This is a genomic window from Streptomyces sp. NPDC021562 (assembly GCF_040640875.1).
Classification (GTDB): domain Bacteria; phylum Actinomycetota; class Actinomycetes; order Streptomycetales; family Streptomycetaceae; genus Streptomyces.
Window position 1 is genome coordinate 120,676 of the sequence record NZ_JBFACN010000015.1, and the last position, 21,342, is coordinate 142,017.

At 72.3% G+C, this 21,342-nt stretch carries 20 protein-coding genes; 15 read left to right on the top strand and 5 right to left on the bottom strand.

The window, feature by feature from the left end:
- Window positions 1-32: 32 nt before the first annotated feature.
- A complete protein-coding gene (gene era / locus AB0G52_RS24010; RefSeq protein ID WP_132886703.1) occupies window positions 33-1,001 on the top strand; it encodes a GTPase Era in 969 nt (322 codons plus the stop codon).
- 13 nt (window positions 1,002-1,014) lie between these two features.
- Here era and AB0G52_RS24015 read toward each other — a convergent pair whose 3' ends face one another.
- Window positions 1,015-1,863 carry a helix-turn-helix transcriptional regulator gene (locus AB0G52_RS24015; protein ID WP_361338417.1) on the bottom strand — a complete coding sequence of 283 codons (849 nt, stop codon included), beginning with the start codon at window positions 1,861-1,863 and terminating at the stop codon, window positions 1,015-1,017.
- 122 nt (window positions 1,864-1,985) lie between these two features.
- On the opposite strand from AB0G52_RS24015, the gene AB0G52_RS24020 reads away from it, so the two are divergent.
- Window positions 1,986-2,843 carry an NAD(P)-dependent oxidoreductase gene (locus AB0G52_RS24020; protein ID WP_132886701.1) on the top strand — a complete coding sequence of 286 codons (858 nt, stop codon included), beginning with the start codon at window positions 1,986-1,988 and terminating at the stop codon, window positions 2,841-2,843.
- 23 nt (window positions 2,844-2,866) lie between these two features.
- Here the strand turns inward: AB0G52_RS24020 and AB0G52_RS24025 are convergent, their stop codons facing one another.
- From AB0G52_RS24025 to AB0G52_RS24040, 4 genes are all read right to left on the bottom strand, one after another.
- Window positions 2,867-4,132: an MFS transporter gene (locus AB0G52_RS24025; protein ID WP_361338420.1), complete on the bottom strand. Its 1,266-nt coding sequence runs from the start codon at window positions 4,130-4,132 to the stop codon at window positions 2,867-2,869.
- Complete coding sequence (locus tag AB0G52_RS24030; protein WP_361338423.1) at window positions 4,129-5,463, bottom strand: GH1 family beta-glucosidase; 1,335 nt, start codon at window positions 5,461-5,463, stop codon at window positions 4,129-4,131. The genes AB0G52_RS24025 and AB0G52_RS24030 overlap by 4 nt, the downstream gene beginning before the upstream one ends.
- Window positions 5,464-5,568: 105 nt before the next feature.
- Entirely contained in the window at window positions 5,569-5,835 is a 267-nt protein-coding gene (locus AB0G52_RS24035) for a protealysin inhibitor emfourin (protein ID WP_132886698.1), read from the bottom strand.
- A gap of 21 nt (window positions 5,836-5,856) precedes the next feature.
- Complete coding sequence (locus AB0G52_RS24040; protein WP_361338427.1) at window positions 5,857-6,924, bottom strand: M4 family metallopeptidase; 1,068 nt, start codon at window positions 6,922-6,924, stop codon at window positions 5,857-5,859.
- Between the two features lie 315 nt (window positions 6,925-7,239).
- On the opposite strand from AB0G52_RS24040, the gene leuA reads away from it, so the two are divergent.
- The 13 genes from leuA (at window position 7,240) to AB0G52_RS24105 (ending at window position 21,300) form a co-directional block, all read left to right on the top strand.
- The gene (gene leuA / locus AB0G52_RS24045) at window positions 7,240-8,961 is read left to right on the top strand and encodes a 2-isopropylmalate synthase (RefSeq protein ID WP_132886696.1); all 1,722 of its coding nucleotides are present in this window, start codon (window positions 7,240-7,242) and stop codon (window positions 8,959-8,961) included.
- Window positions 8,962-9,145: 184 nt separating this feature from the next.
- Window positions 9,146-9,841, top strand: a complete 696-nt coding sequence (locus AB0G52_RS24050; protein ID WP_132886695.1) for a TerB family tellurite resistance protein — start codon at window positions 9,146-9,148, stop codon at window positions 9,839-9,841.
- Between the two features lie 108 nt (window positions 9,842-9,949).
- Entirely contained in the window at window positions 9,950-11,128 is a 1,179-nt protein-coding gene (locus AB0G52_RS24055; protein ID WP_361338432.1) for a sialidase family protein, read from the top strand.
- 79 nt (window positions 11,129-11,207) lie between these two features.
- Window positions 11,208-11,741 carry a SigE family RNA polymerase sigma factor gene (locus tag AB0G52_RS24060; RefSeq protein ID WP_132886693.1) on the top strand — a complete coding sequence of 178 codons (534 nt, stop codon included), beginning with the start codon at window positions 11,208-11,210 and terminating at the stop codon, window positions 11,739-11,741.
- Window positions 11,738-12,700 carry a hypothetical protein gene (locus tag AB0G52_RS24065; RefSeq protein WP_361338435.1) on the top strand — a complete coding sequence of 321 codons (963 nt, stop codon included), beginning with the start codon at window positions 11,738-11,740 and terminating at the stop codon, window positions 12,698-12,700. Before AB0G52_RS24060 ends, AB0G52_RS24065 begins: the two co-directional genes overlap by 4 nt.
- A 146-nt stretch (window positions 12,701-12,846) precedes the next feature.
- The gene (locus AB0G52_RS24070) at window positions 12,847-14,460 is read left to right on the top strand and encodes an ABC transporter substrate-binding protein (protein WP_361338437.1); all 1,614 of its coding nucleotides are present in this window, start codon (window positions 12,847-12,849) and stop codon (window positions 14,458-14,460) included.
- Window positions 14,461-14,464: 4 nt separating this feature from the next.
- Window positions 14,465-15,424, top strand: coding sequence for an ABC transporter permease (locus AB0G52_RS24075; protein WP_361338440.1), 960 nt, complete (start codon window positions 14,465-14,467; stop codon window positions 15,422-15,424).
- Window positions 15,421-17,385, top strand: coding sequence for a dipeptide/oligopeptide/nickel ABC transporter permease/ATP-binding protein (locus AB0G52_RS24080; RefSeq protein ID WP_132886689.1), 1,965 nt, complete (start codon window positions 15,421-15,423; stop codon window positions 17,383-17,385). The genes AB0G52_RS24075 and AB0G52_RS24080 overlap by 4 nt, the downstream gene beginning before the upstream one ends.
- A complete protein-coding gene (locus AB0G52_RS24085; RefSeq protein WP_132886688.1) occupies window positions 17,382-18,389 on the top strand; it encodes an ABC transporter ATP-binding protein in 1,008 nt (335 codons plus the stop codon). The genes AB0G52_RS24080 and AB0G52_RS24085 overlap by 4 nt, the downstream gene beginning before the upstream one ends.
- Window positions 18,386-19,312: a dihydrodipicolinate synthase family protein gene (locus AB0G52_RS24090; RefSeq protein ID WP_132886687.1), complete on the top strand. Its 927-nt coding sequence runs from the start codon at window positions 18,386-18,388 to the stop codon at window positions 19,310-19,312. Before AB0G52_RS24085 ends, AB0G52_RS24090 begins: the two co-directional genes overlap by 4 nt.
- 107 nt (window positions 19,313-19,419) lie before the next feature.
- Entirely contained in the window at window positions 19,420-19,644 is a 225-nt protein-coding gene (locus AB0G52_RS24095; RefSeq protein ID WP_361338650.1) for a hypothetical protein, read from the top strand.
- A gap of 49 nt (window positions 19,645-19,693) precedes the next feature.
- The gene (gene recO / locus AB0G52_RS24100) at window positions 19,694-20,443 is read left to right on the top strand and encodes a DNA repair protein RecO (RefSeq protein WP_132886685.1); all 750 of its coding nucleotides are present in this window, start codon (window positions 19,694-19,696) and stop codon (window positions 20,441-20,443) included.
- A gap of 17 nt (window positions 20,444-20,460) precedes the next feature.
- On the top strand, window positions 20,461-21,300 hold the full coding sequence (locus tag AB0G52_RS24105) for an isoprenyl transferase (protein WP_132886684.1): 840 nt from the start codon (window positions 20,461-20,463) through the stop codon (window positions 21,298-21,300).
- Window positions 21,301-21,342 lie beyond the last annotated feature (42 nt).

Here is a 21,342-nt window from a genome sequence, read left to right on the forward strand (position 1 = left end):
CCGGTGCGGTGGGGGGTCGTGGATCAGGGAGAATGGGGGGCATGAGCGTTCGCAGCCAGTCAACCGAGCCGTCGGAATCGTCGGAGGCCGTCCACCGGGCGGGCTTCGCCTGTTTCGTCGGGCGCCCCAACGCGGGCAAGTCCACCCTCACGAACGCTCTGGTCGGGCAGAAGGTGGCGATCACCGCGAACCAGCCGCAGACCACGCGGCACACGGTACGGGGGATCGTGCACCGGGAGGACGCCCAGCTGATCCTCGTGGACACCCCGGGCCTGCACAAGCCGCGCACGCTGCTCGGCGAGCGGCTGAACGACGTGGTCCGCACCACCTGGGCCGAGGTCGACGTGATCGGCTTCTGCCTGCCGGCGAACGAGAAGATCGGCCCCGGTGACCGGTTCATCGCGAAGGAGCTGGCGGGGATCAAGAAGACCCCGAAGGTCGCCGTCGTCACCAAGACCGACCTCGTCGACTCCAAGACCCTCGCCGAGCAGCTGATCGCGATCGACCAGCTCGGCAGGGAGCTGGGCTTCGAATGGGCGGAGATCGTCCCGGTGTCGGCGGTCGGCGACAAGCAGGTGGGGCTGCTGGCCGACCTGCTCGTGCCGCTGCTCCCCGAGGGGCCCGCCCTCTACCCCGAGGGCGACCTGACCGACGAACCGGAACAGGTGATGATCGCGGAGCTGATCCGCGAGGCCGCCCTCGAAGGCGTCCGCGACGAACTCCCGCACTCCATCGCCGTCGTCGTCGAGGAGATGCTCCCGCGCGAGGACCGCCCCGCCGACAAGCCCCTGCTGGACATCCACGCCAACCTGTTCATCGAGCGCCCCAGCCAGAAGGGCATCATCATCGGCCCCAAGGGCAAGCGCCTGAAGGAGGTCGGCATCAAGAGCCGCAAGCAGATCGAGGCCCTGCTCGGCACGCCGGTCTTCCTCGACCTCCACGTGAAGGTAGCCAAGGACTGGCAGCGCGACCCCAAACAGCTGCGCCGCCTGGGGTTCTAGCGCTCGGCACCGGTCAGGTGTCGCTCGGGGTCATGTTCTGCAGGCCCACCACCCTGAGCAGTTGCAGGCGTTCGTGTGACTCCGTGCCCGGGCGGGCCGTGTGGATGACGAGTTGCTGGTGGGTGTCGGCGTTGAGAAGGACCTCGCAGTCCAGTTCCAGCAGGCCGACGGCGGGGTGGCGGAAGCGTTTCGTGGTCGCGCGGCGTACCGCCACCTCGTGCGTGGCCCAGAGCCGCGCGAACTCCTCGCTGCCGGAGCGGAGTTCGGCGACCAGGGCGGCGGGGGCCGGGTCGGTGGGGCGGGCCGCGGCCACCGCGCGGAGGTGCGCCACGTGTTCGCGGGCCCGCGCCGGGCGGTCCTCCGGCGGGAAGAGGTCGCCGGCGGCCGGGTCCAGGAAGTAGCCGCGGAGCAGGTTGCGCTCGCGCGGCGGCCGGGCCAGGACGTCGCCGCTCAGCGCCCGCGACAGCGCGTTCTGGGCCAGGACCTCGCCGCAGTCGGTCGTCACCAGCGCCGGCGTGTCGTGCAGCCGGTCCAGGACGAGGAGCAGGCCGGGGCCGACGTGGGTGCTCGTGGCCTCCCGGCGCGGGGGCTCCTCGCCGGCCAGGTGGAACAGATGGTCCCGTTCGTCCTCGGTCAGGCGCAGCGCACGGGCCAGTGCCGTCAGCATCTGACGGGACGGGCGCGGGCCCCGGGACTGTTCGAGGCGCGCGTAGTAGTCGACCGACATCCCGGCCAGCGACGCCACCTCCTCGCGGCGCAGCCCGGGGGTGCGCCGCCGGGCGCCGGGTGCGAGGCCCACGTCGGCGGGGTCCAGACGGGTGCGCGAGCGGCGCAGGAAGTCGGCGAGTTCGGGGCGGTTCACCACTCCAGGGTGGCCCGGGGCGCCCGGCTTATCCAGGGACCGCCGGTCCCCTGATCGGAAGGTCTCTCCCGGTCGCCGCGGGCGCGGCGGAGGGTGGTGGCACCCGAACGAAGGAGAAAGTCATGATCACTCTCGTCACCGGTGCCACCGGACAGGTCGGACGGCGGCTCGTGCCCCGGTTGCTCGGACAGCGGCAGCCGGGCGAGCAGGTGCGGGTGCTCGTCCGGGACGCGGCCCGCGGGGAGCCGTTCGCCCGGCTGGGCGCCGAGATCGTCGCCGGGGACCTGCGGGACGAGGAGGCGCTGGCGAAGGCGGTGGCCGGGGCCGACGCCGTGGTGAACGTCGCGGCCGCCTTCCGGGGCGTTGCCGACGAGGAGGCCTGGGCGGTCAACCGGGACGCGGCCGTGGCGCTCGGGCGGGCCGCCGAGGCCGCCGGCGTCCGCCGGTTCGTGCAGGTCAGCACCGGCAACGTGTACGGCACCGGACGCGGCCGCCCGCTGACCGAGGACGACGAGAGCCGGCCCGGCGGTGAGATGTGGGGCGCCTACCCCGAGTCCAAGATCAGCGCCGAGCGCGAACTGCTCGCGCTCGACGGGGAGATGGAGGTACGGATCGGACGGCTGCCCTTCGTCTACGGCGAAGGAGACCCCCACCTCGCGAACGTCATGCACTGGGCCGCGCACTGGGCCCCCGCGCAGCGCCTCCAGATGGCCCACCACGCGGATGTCGCCCAGGGGCTGCTGCGGCTGCTGTACGCGCCCGCGGTGTCCGGCCCGGTCTACAACATCGCCGACGACGCCCCGGTCACGACCGTGGAACTGCACCGGCTCAACGGCGTCGAGGTGCCCGCCGACCTGTACACCCGCACCGACCCCGACCCCTGGTTCGGGATCATGTCGAACCAGCGGATCCGCCGGGACCTCGGCTTCCGGCCGATCTACCCCAGCGTCTGGACCGCCCGCGACGCCGGGGCCCTGTAGGACCCGCGACCTCGAAGATCAAGCTAGTCCACTCCCCGTATCCGTCCCACCAGTGCCGCGCCCGCCAGGCCGATCGCCGCCGACACCAGGTACAGCATCCGGTAGCCGCCCAGGTACGTCACGATCGGTGCGGCGAGGACGGGTGCCGCCACCTGGGGCAGGGCGTTGGCGACGTTGATGACGCCGAGGTCCTTGCCCCGGTCCAGGGCCTTCGGCAGGACGTCCGTCATCAGCGCGAAGTCCACCGAGGTGAACACCCCGAAGCCGACGCCGAGCAGGGCCGCCGCGACGATCGCGCCCGGCCAGGTCTCCCACACCGCCAGCAGCGCGGTCGCCGCCGCCATCAGCATCCCGGACCAGACCACGAACGGCTTGCGCCGCCCCACCCGATCGGACCAGACCCCGCCGACCACCACCGTCGCCATCAGCGTCAGCCCGTTCACCGCCGTCAGGGCCAGCACGCCCTGCTCGGGGTCGTGGTACCGGAGCCGGTCCCGCAGGTAGTACAGGAGGTACAGCAGCACCAGCGCGTTGCTCAGGTTGATCAGGAAACGGGTCAGCCACGCCCACCCCAGGTCCGGATGGCGGCGCGGACTGAGCCAGAACCCCGCCAGGAAGCCCCGCCAGGACCAGGTCGGCCGGTCCGCGGGCCGCAGCCGCAGATCCGCGTGGCGCAGCACGTACGGCAGGACGCCCACCGCCGTGAACACCGCGCACGCCGCATAGCCCGCCCCGACGCCCCCGGCGGCCGTCGCGAGCCCGGTGCCGCCGACCACCCCGAGGATCTGCGCGGCCCCCAGCCAGCCGCCCACCGACCCCCGCTGGAGCCGCGGCACCCGGTCCGGCACCGCGGCCGTCACCGCCGCGAACGACGCGTTCAGCGTCAGCTGGACCAGGCACCAGCCCAGCGTCATCGTCGCCATGCCGCCGGCGCCCGCGAGGAGCAGCAGGGACAGCGCCCCGCCCGCCGTACCGGCGACGATCCACGGCGTACGGCGGCCCCACCGGGACGTCGTACGGTCCGACAGCGCCCCGAACAGGGGGTTCGCCAGCAGGGAGACCAGGGCGCCGGCGCCCGTCACCCACGCCAGCATCGTCTCCTTGGACATCCCGGAGCCGGGCGCGAAGTCCTTCGCCTGGGAGGCCAGCAGGATCTGCAGGGGGCCGTACCAGCCCACCCAGATCGCCCCGTTGGCGAGGCACAGCGCCCAGATCCAGCCCCGGCCGACCCGGCCGGACGGCTCCGCCAGGGCGGCGGGCTCCCCGGCCGGGTCGCGGGTCGTCGTCATCTCTGCGCCCGCAGCGCGTCCCGGAACCAGCCGTACGACGCCTTCGGCGTCCGCTTCTGGGTCGGGTAGTCGACGTGGACCAGGCCGAAGCGGCGCTCGTACCCCTCCGCCCACTCGAAGTTGTCGAGCAGCGACCAGACGAAGTAGCCGCGCACGTCCACCCCGGCCTCGACGGCCCGGTGCAGCGCGCGGATGTGCCCGTCGAGGTAGGCGATGCGGTCCTGGTCGTCGAGGCCCTCGTACGAGCAGCCGTTCTCGGTGATGACGACCGGCGGGAGCCGGTCGCCGTAGCGGTCGCGGAAGCCGGTGAGGAGTTCGGTGAGGCCCTCCGGGACCACCGGCCAGCCGAAGTCCGTCACCGGTACGCCCTCGATGTCCTGCACGGAGAAGGGGAGTTCGGCGGGCAGGGTGAGACCGCCGAACTCGATCTCGGTGCCCTGCGGGGCGCCCACCTTCGTGGGCGCGTAGTAGTTGACGCCGTACCAGTCCAGCGGTTCGGCGATCACCGTCAGGTCGGCGGTGACGTCGCCCGGCATGAGATCGCCGATTCCGTCCGGGTACGCGCCGAGCAGGACCGGCTCGGCGAACAGGCGGTTGAGGAGGAGGTCGTAGAAGGCGGCCGCCTCCAGGTCCGGCTGTTCCTGCGAGGCCGGCCAGGTCGGGCCGTGCGAGTTGGCGATGCCGATGTCGCTCGCGCCGGCCGCGCGCAGCGCCCGCACGGCCAGGCCGTGGGCGAGGAGCTGGTGGTGGGCGGCCGGGAGCGCGTCGAACATCAGCTGCTGGCCGGGGGCGTGGGCGCCGAGCGCGTGGCCGAACAGGGTGTGCTCGGCGGGTTCGTTGAGGGTGATCCACTTGTGCACCCGGTCACCCAGCCGGTCCGCGACCGTCGCGACGTGGTCGGCGAAGCGGGCGGCGGTGTCCCGTTCCAGCCAGCCGCCCTTCTCCTGGAGGGCGGTCGGCAGGTCCCAGTGGAAGAGGGTGGGGACCGGTCGTACGCCCGCCGCGCACAGTTCGTCGACGAGCCGGTCGTAGAAGTCGAGTCCGCCCGTCGAGCGCACCCTCGGCCAGGAGACCGAGAAGCGGTACGCGTCCACGCCGAGGCCGGCCAGCAGGGCCACGTCCTCGGGGTACCGGTGCAGGTGGTCGCAGGCCACCGCCGCCGTCGAGCCGTCCTTGACGCGGCCCGGTTCCGCCTCGAAGACGTCCCAGACGGACTGCTCGCGTTCGTCGGCCGCGCCCTCGATCTGGTGGGCCGAGGTCGACACACCCCAGAGGAAGCCGTCGGGGAAACGGGGGAGAGGGGGGTGCGGACGGGCCGCTTCATTCGCCATGGCGGGGATCATCCTTACCCCCGGTAACATAAGTCAACGCCCTGGCGGGAACCGGCGGCACCGGACCGGCGCTCCAGGGCGTGACCTACCCGTCGGCGGACCCGCTCACGCGCCCTCCTTCAACACCCGTGAGATCAGTTCGCGTTGCCCGTCCGTCAGCGTCGGGTCGGCCGCGTACACGGTCCGCCCGTCCACCGTGATCTCGTACGCGAACCCGTCCGGCACCCCGGGCGGCGGTGTGCCCCGGCCGGCCGCGAGCGCCTGCTCGGCCAGGGCCTGCCACTCCTCGGCGTCGGGCCGGGCCGAGGTGTCCACCTCGGCCCGGCGCTCGATGCCCGCGAACCCGCCCGTACGCCTCACCTGAATACGCATGGGTCCCTGTGTAGTACGGATTCAGGCGGTCGGCACCCCCACCTGTGCCCAGGCGCCGAGCACCGCCTTGGTCTCCGCGCCCTCCTGGTAGCGGGCCTTGGCGGCGGCCACGGTGAGTTTCGCGAAGTCCGCGAAGTCGGCGTCCGCGGCGAGCGCGCCGCCGGTGAGGACGTCGTACCAGATCTGCCCGGCCTTCTCCCACGCGTTGCAGCCGAGGGCGGTGGCGAGCAGGTAGAAGGCGTGGTTGGGGATGCCCGAGTTGATGTGCACGCCGCCGTTGTCCCGGCTGGTGCGCACGTAGTGCTGCATGGTCGCCGGCTGCGGGTCCTTGCCGAGGCGCGGGTCGTCGTACGCGGTGCCCGGGGCCTTCATCGAGCGCAGCGCCACCCCGTGCACGCCGGGCGCGAGCAGGCCCTCGCCGATCAGCCAGTCCGCCTGGTCGGCGGTCTGGCCGAGGGAGTACTGCTTGATGAGCGAGCCGAAGACGTCGGAGACCGACTCGTTGAGCGCGCCGGACTGGCCGTAGTACTCCAGGTTGGCGGTGTACTGGGTGACGCCGTGCGTGAGCTCGTGGCCGATGACGTCGACCGAGCTGGTGAAGTCGGTGAAGATCTGGCCGTCGCCGTCGCCGAACACCATCTGCTCGCCGTTCCAGAAGGCGTTGTCGTAGTCGACGTCGTAGTGGACGCTCGCGTTCAGCGGCAGGCCGTCGCCGTCGATGGAGTTGCGCTCGTACGCCTTCAGGTACAGCTCGAAGGTGGCGCCGAGGCCCGCGTAGGCGCGGTTGACGGTGGCGTCCCGGCCGGGCTCGGAGCCCTCCGCGCGGACCTCGGTGCCGGGGAGGTCGGTGCGGTGCCCGGCGTCGTAGATCGTGCGGTGGGGTTGCGCTGTCGCGGGCGCCGGGGTGGGCGCGACCGCGGTGGTGCGGACGGCGGTCACGCGGCGGCGGGTGCGCTGGGCGGAGTCGTGCTGGAGGGTGCGCAGCGCCGGGTCGGCGAGCGCCGGGTCCTCGTGGGTGGCGAGGTGGTCGAGGATGTGCGGCGGCACGATCGTGCAGAAGACGGGCCTGTAGCCCCCGTTGGTCGTCATGCTCGGCACGATGGCACCGCGTTAGCTCTCTGTCACTAGGTGCAACCATGATTGGTGAAATATGGGGATGCTTTCGTCCCGAGGTGGTTGCTCTGTGTTATGTGGTGCGGCGCGGTGGGGGCTGGCAGTCCCGCATGCTGATACAGGACCGCCAGCTCCATGGCGCTCGGTTAGAGTGGGTCGCATCATGCGTTTCGGGCTGCTTCTTCTTAGCTGCCGCGGCGAGGGCCTGTAGTCCAGGTCGACTCCCTCCCCGCGGAGCTTCGTGTTGCGTCGTCGGCCGTCCGTCCGGACACCCACCAGGAGCCCCGCATCATGGCGAACCGCCAGCAGCCCACCACCATGCCGATCCACAAGTACGGCCGGTACGAGCAGGTCGACATCCCCGACCGCACCTGGCCCCAGCAGCGGATCACCGAAGCCCCCCGCTGGCTCTCCACGGACCTGCGCGACGGCAACCAGGCCCTGATCGACCCCATGTCGCCCGAGCGCAAGCGCCGGATGTTCGACCAGCTGGTCAAGATGGGCTACAAGGAGATCGAGGTGGGTTTCCCCGCCTCCGGTCAGACCGACTTCGACTTCGTGCGCTCGATCATCGAGGAAGAGGGCGCGATTCCGGACGACGTCACCATCTCCGTCCTGACCCAGGCCCGTGAGGACCTGATCGAGCGGACCGTGGAGTCGCTGAAGGGCGCCAAGCGGGCCACCGTGCACCTGTACAACGCCACCGCGCCGGTCTTCCGCCGGGTGGTGTTCCGCGGCTCCAGGGACGACATCAAGCAGATCGCGGTCGACGGCACCCGCCTGGTGATGGAGTACGCCGAGAAGCTGCTGGGCCCGGAGACCGAGTTCGGCTACCAGTACAGCCCGGAGATCTTCACCGACACCGAGCTGGACTTCGCGCTGGAGGTCTGCGAGGCGGTCATGGACGTCTGGCAGCCCGGCCCGGGCCGCGAGATCATCCTGAACCTGCCGGCCACCGTGGAGCGCTCGACGCCGTCCACGCACGCCGACCGCTTCGAGTGGATGGGCCGCAACCTGTCCCGCCGCGAGCACGTCTGCCTGTCGATCCACCCGCACAACGACCGCGGTACGGCCGTCGCCGCCGCCGAGCTGGCGCTGATGGCCGGCGCCGACCGCGTCGAGGGCTGCCTGTTCGGGCAGGGCGAGCGCACCGGCAACGTCGACCTGGTCACCCTGGGCATGAACCTGTTCTCGCAGGGCGTCGACCCGCAGATCGACTTCTCCGACATCGACGAGATCCGTCGCGTGTGGGAGTACTGCAACCAGATGGAGGTCCACCCGCGCCACCCGTACGTGGGCGACCTGGTCTACACGTCCTTCTCCGGCTCCCACCAGGACGCCATCAAGAAGGGCTTCGACGCGATGGAGGCCGAGGCGGCCGCCAAGGGCGTCACCGTCGACGACATCGAGTGGGCGGTGCCCTACCTGCCGATCGACCCGAAGGACGTCGGCCGTTCCTACGAGGCGGTCATCCGGGTCAACTCGCAGTCGGGCAAGGGCGGTATCGCGTACGTCCTGAAGAACGACCACAAGCTGGACCTGCCGCGCCGGATGCAGATCGAGTTCTCGAAGATCATCCAGGCCAAGACGGACGCCGAGGGCGGCGAGGTCACCGGCTCCGACATCTGGGCGGTCTTCCAGGACGAGTACCTGCCCAACCCGGAGAACCCCTGGGGCCGCATCCAGGTGAGGACGGGCCAGTCGACCACCGACACGGACGGGGTGGACACCCTGACCGTGGAGGCCACCGTCGACGGCGAGGACACCGTCCTGACCGGCTCCGGCAACGGGCCGATCTCCGCGTTCTTCGACGCGCTGCAGAGCCTGGGCATCGACGTACGCCTGCTGGACTACCAGGAGCACACGATGAGCGAGGGAGCCTCCGCGCAGGCCGCCTCCTACATCGAGTGCGCGATCGACGGCAAGATCCTGTGGGGAATCGGCATCGACGCGAACACGACGCGTGCGTCGCTGAAGGCGGTCGTGTCCGCCGTCAACCGCGCGACGCGATAACCCCTCTGACCGGCGGTTTAGCGGCCCTGATCACCGCATGCGGTGATCAGGGCCCGCTGTTTCTCGGCCATTCGGCCATGAAGATCACGGAAAGGTCTCGTACGCGGTACTGACTCCGGCTCCTCCATGTGGCTAACATCACGCCAGCGGTGGCGATGTTGCCACGGCGTTACGGAGGTGCGACGTGCTGCCAGTACGGGGACGAGACGGCCGGGACGTCAGGCCTGCCCGCATCCTGGGCACCCGCACCGCGTGGACACCCGTCGGCGACGGCGAGTTCTTCTGCCCGGGCTGCGGGGGCGACCGCAACTACCAGCGGCTCACCGGGCGCCGCCGCTTCACCCTGCTCGGCGTGCCCGTGCTGCCCCGCGGCACCGCCGGGCCGGTCGTGGAGTGCGCCGCCTGCCGCCACCACTACGGCACCGACGTCCTCGACCACCCCACCACCTGCCGCTTCTCGGCGATGCTGCGCGACGCCGTGCACACCGTCGCGCTCGCCGTGCTCGCCGCGGGCGGCACCTGCTCCCGTACGTCCCTGGAGGCGGCGGCGGCCGCGGTGCGCGCGGCCGGGTTCGAGGACGCCACCGAGGACCAGCTCGGCGCCCTGGTGGACGCCCTCGCGGCCGACACCGGCCGGGTCTTCGAGCAGCCGGGCGGCGCGAGCCTCGCCATAGAGCTGCACGAGGCCCTCGACCCGCTCGCCCCCCACCTCGCCCCGGCGGGACGGGAGTCCCTGCTTCTGCAGGGTGCCCGGATCGCCCTCGCCGACGGCCCCTACACCCACCGCGAACGCGAGGTCCTCGGCACCGTCGGCGCGGCCCTGACCATCTGCGCCGACGACGTGACCCGGCTGCTGGCCGCCGCCCGCACCCCCTCCTGACCCGCGCGGGGACCTGACGGGGTACCAAACCTGGTGACCCTTTTGGCCGTTGTGGGGTGCGGTGTCGGCATACGGGGGGAACATGTAAGGGTGACCCAAGAGTCTCCTGTGCTCCGCGTCAGCCGCATCGTCCTGGCCGGCTCCCTGCTCCTCGGGGCGTTCACGGTCGAGCCCAAGGCCTGGGCGGCCGGCTGCGAGTCCTCCGTGCCCTACGTCTCCGGCGCGGGCGGCTACGCCCAGTACCGCATCCCGGCCGTCGTCCGCACCCGGCACGGCACCCTGCTCGCCTTCGCCGAGGGCCGGCACTCCACCACCGGCGACAGCGGTGACATCGATGTCGTCCTCAGGCGCTCCACCGACGGCGGCTGCACCTGGGACCCGCTCCGGGTGGTGGCCGACGGCAAGGGGAACACCCGCGGCAACCCCGCACCCGTCGTCGACCCGGCGAGCGGCGACGTGGTCCTGGTGACCTCGTACAACGACGGCTCGGTGAGCGAGGACCAGATCATGCGCGGCCAGGTCGGCAAGGAACAGGGCCGCCGGGTGTTCGTGCAGCGCAGCCGGGACGACGGCCGCCACTTCACCAGGCCGCACGAGATCACCGCCCAGGTGAAACCGGCCGGCTGGCGCTGGTACGCGACCGGGCCCGGCCACGCCGTCGCCATCGCCCGGGGACCGCACCGGGGCCGCCTGGTCGTCGCCGCCGACCACTCCGCCGCCCCGCGCGCCGGCTCCCCGGACACCGGCCGGGAGGCCAAGTACTACGGCGGCCACGCCCTCTACAGCGACGACCACGGCCGCAGCTGGCACCTGGGCTTCGTCGACGACTCCTACACCGGCCACGACAACGCCAACGAGACCACCGCCGCCGAACTGCCCGACGGCCGCCTCTACTTCAACGCCCGCGACCAGAACGGCTCCAGCCCCGGCAACCGGCTCGACGCCTGGTCCAGCGACGGGGCCGAGACCCTGGACGCCCGGTTCACGGTGCAGCCGACGCTCCGGGAGGTCCCTGTCGTCGAGGGCTCGGTCCTGCAACTGCCGGGCCGCGAAGCGCCGTTGCTGTTCTCGGCGCCGTCGGTCCCGACGGCCCGCAAGGCCATGGCCCTGTGGACCAGCACGGACGAGGGCATCACCTTCGAGAGGCTCACCACCCTCTCCGGCCTGAAGGCGGCCTACTCGGACCTGGTGCAGGTGGCCAAGGGCACGGTCGGGGTGCTGTACGAGACGGGCACGAGAACGGCGTACGACACCATCGAGTTCCGCCGGCTCAAGAGCCCCGGGTAGCCCCGGCGGCCGGGTCACCCGCGCCCGCCGGGCAACCGAATCGGGGGGGCCGGTGGTCTGGAGGGCGAGGGGGTGGCCGATGCAGGCCGAACTAGAGGCCCAGTTCCAGGAATTCGTCAGAGCGAGATGGACCCATCTGGTCCGGACCGCCTATCTGCTCACCGGCGATCCGCACCACGCGGAGGACCTCACGCAGACCGCGCTGGCGAAGGCGTACCGGTCGTGGCGCCGCGTCTCGCGGGCCGACCGCCCGGAGGCGTACGTGCGCCGCATGCTGGTCAGCTGCAACAGCGACCGGTTCCGCAAGCGCCGGGTCACCGAGTCGCTGACCGCCGCGCCACCGGAGCGCGTGCAGTACGACGACGCCGTGGCCCGCGCCGACGAACGCGGCACACTGCTCGCCGCGCTGGCCCAACTGCCGCCCAAGCAGCGGGCGGTGGTGGTGCTGCGGTACTGGGAGGACCTGTCCGAGGCGGAGGTCGCCGACGTGCTCGGCTGCTCCCCGGGCACCGTCAAGAGCCAGGCGTCCAAGGGCCTGGCCAAGTTGCGTACGATTCCGGGGCTCGCGCAGGCCATGAGCCACGCGGCCCCCGCGCAGGGAGGCACCAGGTGAGCGAAGAGACGCAGGGCGGGGGAGCGGAGCCGGACTTCGAGGAGCGGCTCCGGACGCTGCTGGCGGGGGACGCGGCGCAGGTGCGGCCGTCGCCGGTGCCGTACCCGGAGATCCGCCGGCGGGGTCTGGTGGAGCGGCGCCGCCGCAGGGGTGTGACCGGGGCGGCGCTGGCGGCGCTGGCGGCGGTCCCGGTCGGCGCGTACGCGCTGGGCGGCGGCTCCACCGTGACGAGCCCGGCCGGTCCCGGTCCCACCGCCCTCGTCAGCGCCCACCCGGCCCCGACCGGCCCGGCCACCCCGACGCCCTCGGCACCGGCGGCCACCCCGACCGCCCCGGCCCGTCCGGCGTCCCCGGCGCACCAGCTGCTGGACGGGATCACCTTCGAGCAGGCGGCCGCCGGACTCGGCAAGTGCCTCGACTACGACAAGGCGCACCGGGCGCCCAAGGGCCCGACCCACACCGACCTCGGCAGGCCCGCCGACTACCGGATCATCCTGGCGATGCGCGCCACCGGCGACTCCAACGCCCCCGGCGACGGCTACTTCGTGGTCGCGGTGCGCCAGAAGCCGGTGCCGGCCCGGCTCATCTGCACCGTCAAGGACGGCGCGGCCTCCGGCCTGAACACCAGCATCGGCGACCCCTTCGGCGACGCGAAGACGCCCGTGGTCCCGGACATCAACAGCGGCAAGCTGTACCAGCAGTCGGTCATCGACAAGGGCCGCTGGAAACTGCCGTTCCGCTGGGGGATCGTCGGCGGCCTGCGCGCCCCGGTGACCCGGATGACCGTCTCCTACGGCGACGCCGCGGGCCAGGTGGTCCTCGACCACGGCTGGTTCGTCGCCACCGGCACCCTGCACCAGCAGGTCACCAATGCCCCCCACCTCAAGGGCTACGACGCGGCCGGCAAGCTCGTCTACGACTCCGACCAGGACGCCTCCTACCAGAAGACGCTGCCCTAGGGGGAGCCCCGAGGGGCGCCATTGGTCCCACCTCTGATGGTTTACGCCATTCGCGTGCGTTGCCTTGACCGCCCCTGAACCCCCTCTTATGGTCGCGCTGAAACCCAGGACGTCCGACGTCTCCTTCCCCCCACGCCGGAGGCACCGTGCGCGATCAGGCGATCCACGCCCGCAGGACGTTCCTGAGACACGCGGGCGCCCTGGGCGCCGCCGCCTCGCTGACCTCCCTGACCTCTCTGACGGCCTGCGGACCCGAGTCCACCGTCGACCTCGGCGGCGCCGGCTCCGAGCGCACCCTGACCGCCGTGATCGGCTACGGCAACGACGGCAGCTGGGACCCCACCCAGACCGCCTCCGCGTTCGCGATGGCCGCCAACAACCACATCTACGAGGGCCTCGCCGACACCGACCCGATCACCCGCGCCCCCTACCCGGCGCTGGCCACCCGGCTGCCGGCCGACCCGGACGCCACCACCTGGCGGTTCACCCTGCGCCGGGGGGCCACCTTCCACGACGGGAGACCGGTCACCGCCGACGACGTCGTCTTCGTCTTCGACCGGATCCTCGACCCGGGCACCCCCACCCTCGTGCACGGCTTCTTCGCGAGCTGGCTGAAGGAGGTCCGCAGGGTCGGCACCCGCACCGTCGACCTGGTGCTCCGCTTCCCCTTCCCGGACGGCGTCGCCCGCCTCACCCTCGCCAAGATCATGCCGAAGCACGTGTTCGCCCGGCCCGGCGCCTGGGACGACGCGATCAGGGGACTGGCGGTGGGCTCGGGACCGTACCGGCAGACCGGCCACCACCCGAAGTCGAACACCACCTTCGCCGCGTACGACCGCTACAACGGCCCCCGCAGGCCCGCCTTCCGGCGCATGAACTGGCTGACGATCGTCGACGCCGCCTCCCGCGTCGCCAGGATCTCCGGGGTGGACGCGGGCGCCCAGATCTCCGACAACATCCCCTACGCCAACATCCCCCGCCTCGAACAGGGCGGCCTCGCGGTCGGCGGCGGCGCCGGGATGAACAACCTGTTCCTGATGTTCAACACCCGGCACCCGCCCTTCGACGACGTGCGGGTCCGCCAGGCCCTGCACTACGCCGTCGACAAGCGGGAGATCGTCGAGGTCGCCCTCAAGGGCCACGGAGAACCGGCGAGTTCCTTCCTGAACGAGGCCAACCCCACCTACCGCAGGGCGCGGACGGTCTACGACCACGACCCCGAGAAGGCGAAGGCGCTCCTTCGGGCCGCCGGAGTCAGCGGGCTGCGCGTCGACCTCCTCGCCGTCGACGTGAGCTGGATCGTCGACTGCCTGCCCACCATCAAGTCGTCCTGGGACGCGATCGGCGTCTCCACGACCCTGTCCCCGCAGGAGACCACGGCCGTGTTCACCAAACTGGACCAGAAACAGGACTACCAGGTCGTCGCCGCCGTCTCGAACCCCAACCAGTTCGGCCTCGACGCCGACCTGATCATGCACTACAACTACGGCCCCGAGAACCTCTGGACGGGCTACGCCCGCTGGGCCGGCCACCCGGTCGCGAAGCGGCTCTTCAGGGACATGGACGCGGCCACCCGCGAGGCGGACCCCGGGAAGAAGAAGGCGATGATCCAGGACTACCTCGACGTCGTCGCCGAACAGGCCGTCATCTACCCGGTCGTCCACAACGAGCTGATCACCGCCTGGGACCCGCACCGGCTCACCGGCATCAGGGCCCAGCCCTATCCCGGCATCAACGTCCTCACCGCCGCGTGGGCCTGACGGCATGAGCGCCGTCCTGCGCATCCTGCTGCGCCGCGTCGCCCTGCTGGTGCCGCTGCTGCTCGGCATCGCCCTGTTCGTGTTCCTGGTGATGCGCTTCTCCGACGTCGACCCGGCGTCCGCGTTCTTCCAGGGCGCCAACCCCACCCCGCGGCAACTCCACGACTTCCGGGAGCGAAACGGCCTGCTCGACCCGCTCCCGCTGCGCTACGTCCACTTCGTCCGCGACCTGCTCCACGGCGACCTCGGCACCAGCGCCCTGACCCGCACCCCGGTCCTCGACCAGGTGCTCACCGCGCTCCCGCTCACCCTCCAGCTGACCTTCCTGGGTCTGTCCGTCGCCGTCGTCCTGGCCCTGGCCGGCGGGATCACCGCGGCCGTCTTCCGCGACCGGCCGCCGGACCAGGTCATCCGCGTGCTCTCCCTGATCGGTGTCGCCGCCCCCGCCTTCTGGCTGGCCCTGCTGATGATCCAGTACCTCGCCGTCGACCACGGCTGGTTCCCGACCGGCGGCTACATCAACCCCGAGGACTCGGTCACCGGCTGGCTGCGGACCATGGCCCTGCCCGCCCTCGCGCTCTCCCTGCCGGTCGCCGCCCAGCTCACCCGGATCGTGCGCACCTCGGTCGTCGAGGAACTCGACAAGGACTACGTCCGCACCGCCGTCGGCAACGGCCTGCCGCCCCATGTCGTCGTCGGCCGCAACGTGCTGCGCAACGCCCTGGTCAACCCGCTGACCGTGCTCGGCCTGCGGGTCGGCTACCTGCTCGGCGGCGCGGTCGTCATCGAGACCGTCTTCGCGCTGCCCGGCATGGGCAAGCTGCTGATCGACGCCGTCCAGAACGGCGACCCCGCGGTCGTCCAGGGTGTCGTCCTCACCACCGCCACCGGCTTCGTCGTCGTCAACCTCGTCATCGACATCCTCTACCTCCTGGTCAACCCGCGCCTGAGGGAGGCGACATGACGACGTTCACCCGCGCGGGCCGCACCACCGCCCTCGCCTTCCTCGCCGTGATCGTCCTGGTGGCGCTGTGCGCCCCCCTGCTCGCCCCCGACGACCCCCTCGCGCAGCAGGTGCCCGTCGACGGCACCGGGCACCCCTCCGCCGCCCACTGGATGGGCCAGGACAGCCTCGGCCGGGACATCCTCAGCCGGCTGATGTACGGGGCCCGCTGGTCCCTCGCCATCGGCCTCGGCGCGACCGGTCTCGCGCTGCTCGCCGGGGCGCTCCTCGGGGCCCTGGCCGCCACCTCCCGCAAGGCCGTCGACGAGACGCTGATGCGCTGCCTGGACGTGGTGATGGCCTTCCCGGGCATCGCCCTCGCCGCGGTCCTGGTCGCCGTCTTCGGCGGCGGCATCACCGTCCTGATCTGCGCGATCGCCTTCCTCTTCACCCCGCCGGTGGCCCGCGTCGTACGGGCGAACGTCCTCGACCAGTACGGCGAGGACTACGTCACCGCGGAACGGGTGATCGGCGCCCGCACCCCGCACATCGTCGTGCGCCACGTGGCGGTCAACTGCCTCGCCCCCGTCCTCGTCTTCTGCACGGTCCAGGTCGCCGAGGCCGTCGTCTTCGAGGCGTCCCTGTCGTTCGTCGGCGCGGGCGTGCGGCCCCCCGACCCGTCCTGGGGCAGCGTCATCGCGGACGGCAAGAACATGGTCCTGACCGGCGGCTGGTGGGCGACCCTCTTCCCCGGCCTGCTGATCCTCCTCACGGTCCTGTCCCTGAACGTCCTCTCCGAGGGCGTCTCGGACGCCTGGGCGTCCCCGGCACCGAGGCAGACGGAACCGGTGGAGGCCGATCCGGTCGAGGCCGTGGAGCGGGCCGAGGTCCTGGAACTGCCCTCGCTGGCGGCGGCGGCCGAGCGCCTGCGGCTGCGGGCCCGTCCCCTCCCCTCCCGGGAGGGGACACCGGTCCTGTCCGTGGAGAACCTCACCATCGGCTTCCCGGACCGCCACCGGGGCGCGCACATCGTCGACGGCGTCAGCTTCGAGGTCCACGCGGGCGAAGTCCTCGGCCTGGTCGGCGAATCGGGCTGCGGCAAGTCCCTCACGGCCCTCACGATCATGGGCCTGCAACCGAGGACCGCGAGGGTAGCGGGCCGAATCGAATTCCACGCCGGTGAGGGAACGCGCCCCAAAGGGGCGCGGGGAACTGCGCCACCAGCCCCCACCGGCCCCCACCCGCCCGTCGACCTCACCACCCCCCACCCCCGCCTCCTCGGCCACGAACTCGCGATGGTCCACCAGGACGCCCTCTCCGCCCTGAACCCCTCCATGACCGTCAACGCCCAGCTCAAGCAGCTCACCCGGCGCGGCGGCCACCGCACCCCCACCGAACTCCTCACCCTCGTCGGCCTCGACCCCGCCCGCACCCTCCGCAGCCGCCCCCACGAACTCTCCGGCGGCCAGCGCCAGCGCGTCCTCATCGCCATGGCCCTGTCCCGCGACCCCCGCCTGATCATCGCCGACGAACCGACCACCGCCCTCGACGTCACCGTCCAGGCCCAGGTGATGGAACTCCTCCTGCGCCTGCGCGAGGAACTCGGCTTCGCCCTGATCCTGGTCTCCCACGACCTCGCCCTCGTCGCGGACGTCACCGACCGCGTGGTGGTGATGTACGGCGGCCAGATCGTGGAGACCGGCGTCACGGCGGAACTCGTGGGCTCCCCGGCCCACCACTACACCCGCGGCCTGCTCGGCAGCGTCCTGTCCCTGGAGTCCGGCGCCGACCGGCTCAGCCAGATCAGGGGCGTGGTCCCGGCGCCCGCCGACTTCCCCGCGGGCTGCCGCTTCAGCGACCGCTGCCCCGCGGCGGACGGGCGCTGCCGCACGACACCCCCCGCGCCGGCCGGCACACCCGCCCACACCGCGGCCTGCCACCACCCGGCCGTCGACCTGGCGGGCACGGAGGTGGCGACATGAGCGTGGTGGAGCTGTCCGGTGTACACGTGGTGCACCGGGCCCGCGGCGGCGGCCTGTTCGGCCGCGACCGGCTGTACGCGCTGACCGGCGCCGACCTCAGCGTGGCGGCGGGCGAGACGGTCGGGGTGGTCGGCGAGTCGGGGTGCGGGAAGTCGACACTGGCGAAGGTGCTGGTGGGCATCCAGCGGCCGACCGCAGGCACGGTCACCTTCCAGGGCCGCGACCTGTGGTCGATGCCGGCGGCCGAACGCCGGACCACCGTCGGCGCGGGCACCGGCCTGGTCCTCCAGGACCCCTCGACCGCCCTGAACCGCCGGCTGTCCGTCGGCCGCGTCCTGCGCGACCCGCTGGACGTGCACCGGCGTGGCACCAGGGCCGAACGGGAGGACCGGGTACGGGAGCTGATGAGCCTGGTCGGGTTGCCGGCGGCCCTCGCCGACGCGCTGCCCGGCCAGCTCTCCGGCGGTCAGCGCCAGCGCGTCGCGATCGCCCGCGCGCTCGCCCTCGACCCGGCGCTGGTGGTGGCGGACGAACCGACCAGCGCCCTGGACGTCTCGGTCCGCGCGCAGATCCTCAACCTCCTCCTCGACCTGCGCGAACGCCTCGGGCTCGCGCTGGTCCTCGTCTCCCACGACATCCAGACGGTACGGCGGATGAGCGACCGGGTGATCACCATGTACCTGGGCCGCATCGTCGAGGAGACCCCGGCCGCCGACGTCACCGGGGGCGCCCGCCACCCGTACACCCGGGCCCTGTTCTCGGCCGTCCCCGGCCTGCTCGACCCCGTCGACCCGATCCCGCTCACCGGCCCGGTGCCCTCGGCGACCCGGCCGCCGTCCGGGTGCCCGTTCCGTACCCGCTGCCGGCGGGCGGACGACGCGTGTGCCGTCCGCATGCCTGACTTCGCGGCCGCGTCACGGCCCGGTCACCGCTACCGCTGTCATCACCCCGTCCATCCTGGGGAGGAGGACCAGCCGAGCCGCCTGCCCAGGGAGCCCCGATGACCCTGCCCACCCCGCTCACCGGAGTCGTACCGCCCCTCTGCACGCCCCTGACCCCGGACCGCGAGGTGGACGTCCGCTCCCTGGACCGGCTCGTCGACCGGCTGACGCAGGCGGGCGTGGACGGCCTGTTCGTCCTCGGTTCGACCTCCGAGGCGGCGTACCTGACGGACCGGCAGCGCAGGCTGGTCACGGAGACGGTGGTGTCCCGGGCGGGCGGGCGGCTGCCGGTCCTGGCGGGCGTGATCGACATGACGACGCCCCGGGTGCTGGACCACGTGGCGTCCGTCACCGCCGCCGGTGCGGACGCGGTCGTCGTCACCGCCCCCTTCTACACCCGCACCCACCCCGCCGAGATCGCCCGCCACCTCCGCCTGGTCGCCGAGCGTTCGCCCGTCCCCGTGATCGCCTACGACATCCCGTCCGCCGTCCACACCAAGCTCCCCGCCGGCCTGGTCCTCGAACTGGCCGCCGAGGGGGTGCTGGCCGGTCTGAAGGACTCCAGCGGGGACCTGGCGGGCCTGCGCGAGGTCGTCGTCGGCAGCCGCGGCCTGCCCGGTTTCGGCGCGCTGACGGGCTCCGAGCTGACCGTCGACTCGGCGCTCGCACTGGGTGCCGACGGGGTGGTGCCGGGGCTCGGCAACGTCGACCCCGACGGGTACGTCCGGCTGTACCGCCTGTGCCGGGCGGGTGACTGGGAGCGGGCCCGGGCGGAGCAGGAACGGCTGTGCAGCCTCTACCGGATGACCGGCGTCGGCGACCCGGCCCGGATGGGCGCGAGCTCGGCCGCGCTGGGAGCGTTCAAGGCGGCGCTGCACCTGCGCGGGGTGATCGACTGCCCGGCCACGGCGGAACCCCAGGTGCCGCTGTCGGAGGCGGAGACGGAGTGCGTGGCGAAGTTCCTCGCGGGGGCAGGGCTGCTGTAGGCACCGGGGGACCGGCCGCGGGGACACACTCCTGCCGAGTCTAGGCACGCAGCGCCACCTCGGTGATGCGAAGCGTGAAATCGGCAGGGGCGGGGGAGCCAGGTGAGGTGAACGCGAAGAACCTCCCCGTCGGCTCCTGCGCCGTCGACACCCGTACCGGACGGCTGGGCATCGTGATGGGGCACGAGGGCCCCTACGTGCAGTTGCGGCCGTACGGGGGAGGACGTGAGTGGGACGCCCGCCCGGACGCCGTGCGCCCGGCCACCCAGGCGGAACGGCTCAGCGCGGCCACCGCCCACGCCAACGCCCGCAGCCGCGGGGAAGTCCCTTGAAGGTCCGGCGGCGCACCTGCCGCCCGCCGCGGCAGGGCAGAATGGGCCCATGAGTCTGTTCCGCGACGACGGCATCGTGCTGCGCACCCAGAAGCTGGGTGAGGCGGACCGGATCATCACCCTGCTCACCCGTGGGCACGGGCGGGTGCGGGCCGTCGCCCGCGGGGTGCGCCGGACCAAGTCCAAGTTCGGGGCCCGGCTGGAGCCGTTCTCCCATGTCGACGTGCAGTTCTTCGCCCGGGGGAGCGAGCTGGTCGGCCGCGGGCTGCCGCTGTGCACGCAGAGCGAGACCATCGCGCCGTACGGCGGCGGGATCGTCGCCGACTACGCGCGGTACACCGCCGGGACGGCCATGCTGGAGACCGCCGAGCGGTTCACCGACCACGAGGGCGAGCCGGCCGTGCAGCAGTACCTGCTGCTGGTGGGGGCGCTCAGGACCCTCGCCCGCGGCGAGCACGCCCCCCACCTCGTCCTGGACGCCTTCCTGCTGCGCTCCCTCGCCGTCAACGGCTACGCGCCCAGCTTCGAGGCCTGCGCCAGGTGCGGCATGCCCGGCCCCAACCGGTTCTTCTCGGTCGCCTCCGGCGGCAGCGTCTGCGGGGACTGCCGGGTGCCCGGCAGCGTCGTACCCTCGCCGGGGACCCTGGTGCTCCTCGGGGCGCTGCTTACGGGAGACTGGGAGACGGCGGACGCGGCCGAGGCGCGGTACGTCCGGGAGGGCAGCGGGCTGGTGTCCGCCTATCTGCACTGGCATCTGGAGCGCGGGCTGCGCTCGCTCAGGTATGTAGAGAAGAGCTAGAGGGAGACGAGAAGCACATGGTCGTACGCGGGATCCTGGGGCGCCAGCGGCGTGAGTACCAGGCGCCGGAGCCGCACCCCTCCGGTGCCCGCCCGCCGAAGCTGCCGGGCGAGCTGGTCCCGGGCCATGTGGCCATCGTCATGGACGGCAACGGCCGCTGGGCGAAGGAGCGCGGGCTGCCGCGCACCGAGGGCCACAAGGTCGGCGCCGAGCAGGTCCTCGACGTGCTCCAGGGCGCGATCGAGATGGGCGTGCGCACCATCTCCCTGTACGCCTTCTCCACCGAGAACTGGAAGCGTTCGCCCGACGAGGTCCGCTTCCTGATGAACTTCAACCGCGACTTCATCCGCAAGTCCCGTGACCAGCTCGACGCACTGGGCGTCCGGGTGCGCTGGGCGGGCCGGATGCCCCGGCTGTGGAAGTCGGTCGCCAAGGAGTTGCAGGTCGCCCAGGAGCAGACCAAGGACAACGACCTGCTCACGCTGTACTTCTGCATGAACTACGGCGGCCGTGCCGAGATCACCGACGCGGTGCAGTCGATCGCCGAGGAGGTGCGGGCGGGCCGCCTCGACCCGGCGAAGATCACCGAGAAGACCCTGCAGAAGCACATGTACTACGGGGACATGCCGGACGTGGACATGTTCCTGCGGCCCAGCGGCGAGCAGCGCACCTCCAACTACCTGATCTGGCAGAGCGCCTACGCCGAGCTGGTCTTCCAGGACGTCCTGTGGCCCGACTTCGACCGCCGCGACCTGTGGCGGGCGTGCGTCGAGTACGCCTCCCGCGACCGGCGGTTCGGCGGCGCGATCCCCAACGAGGAACTGCTGGCCATGGAGGGCAACCCGCAGGGCGACTGACGGCCGTCCGCAGTTCATGAGGGCCGCGCAGGATGCGGGGGA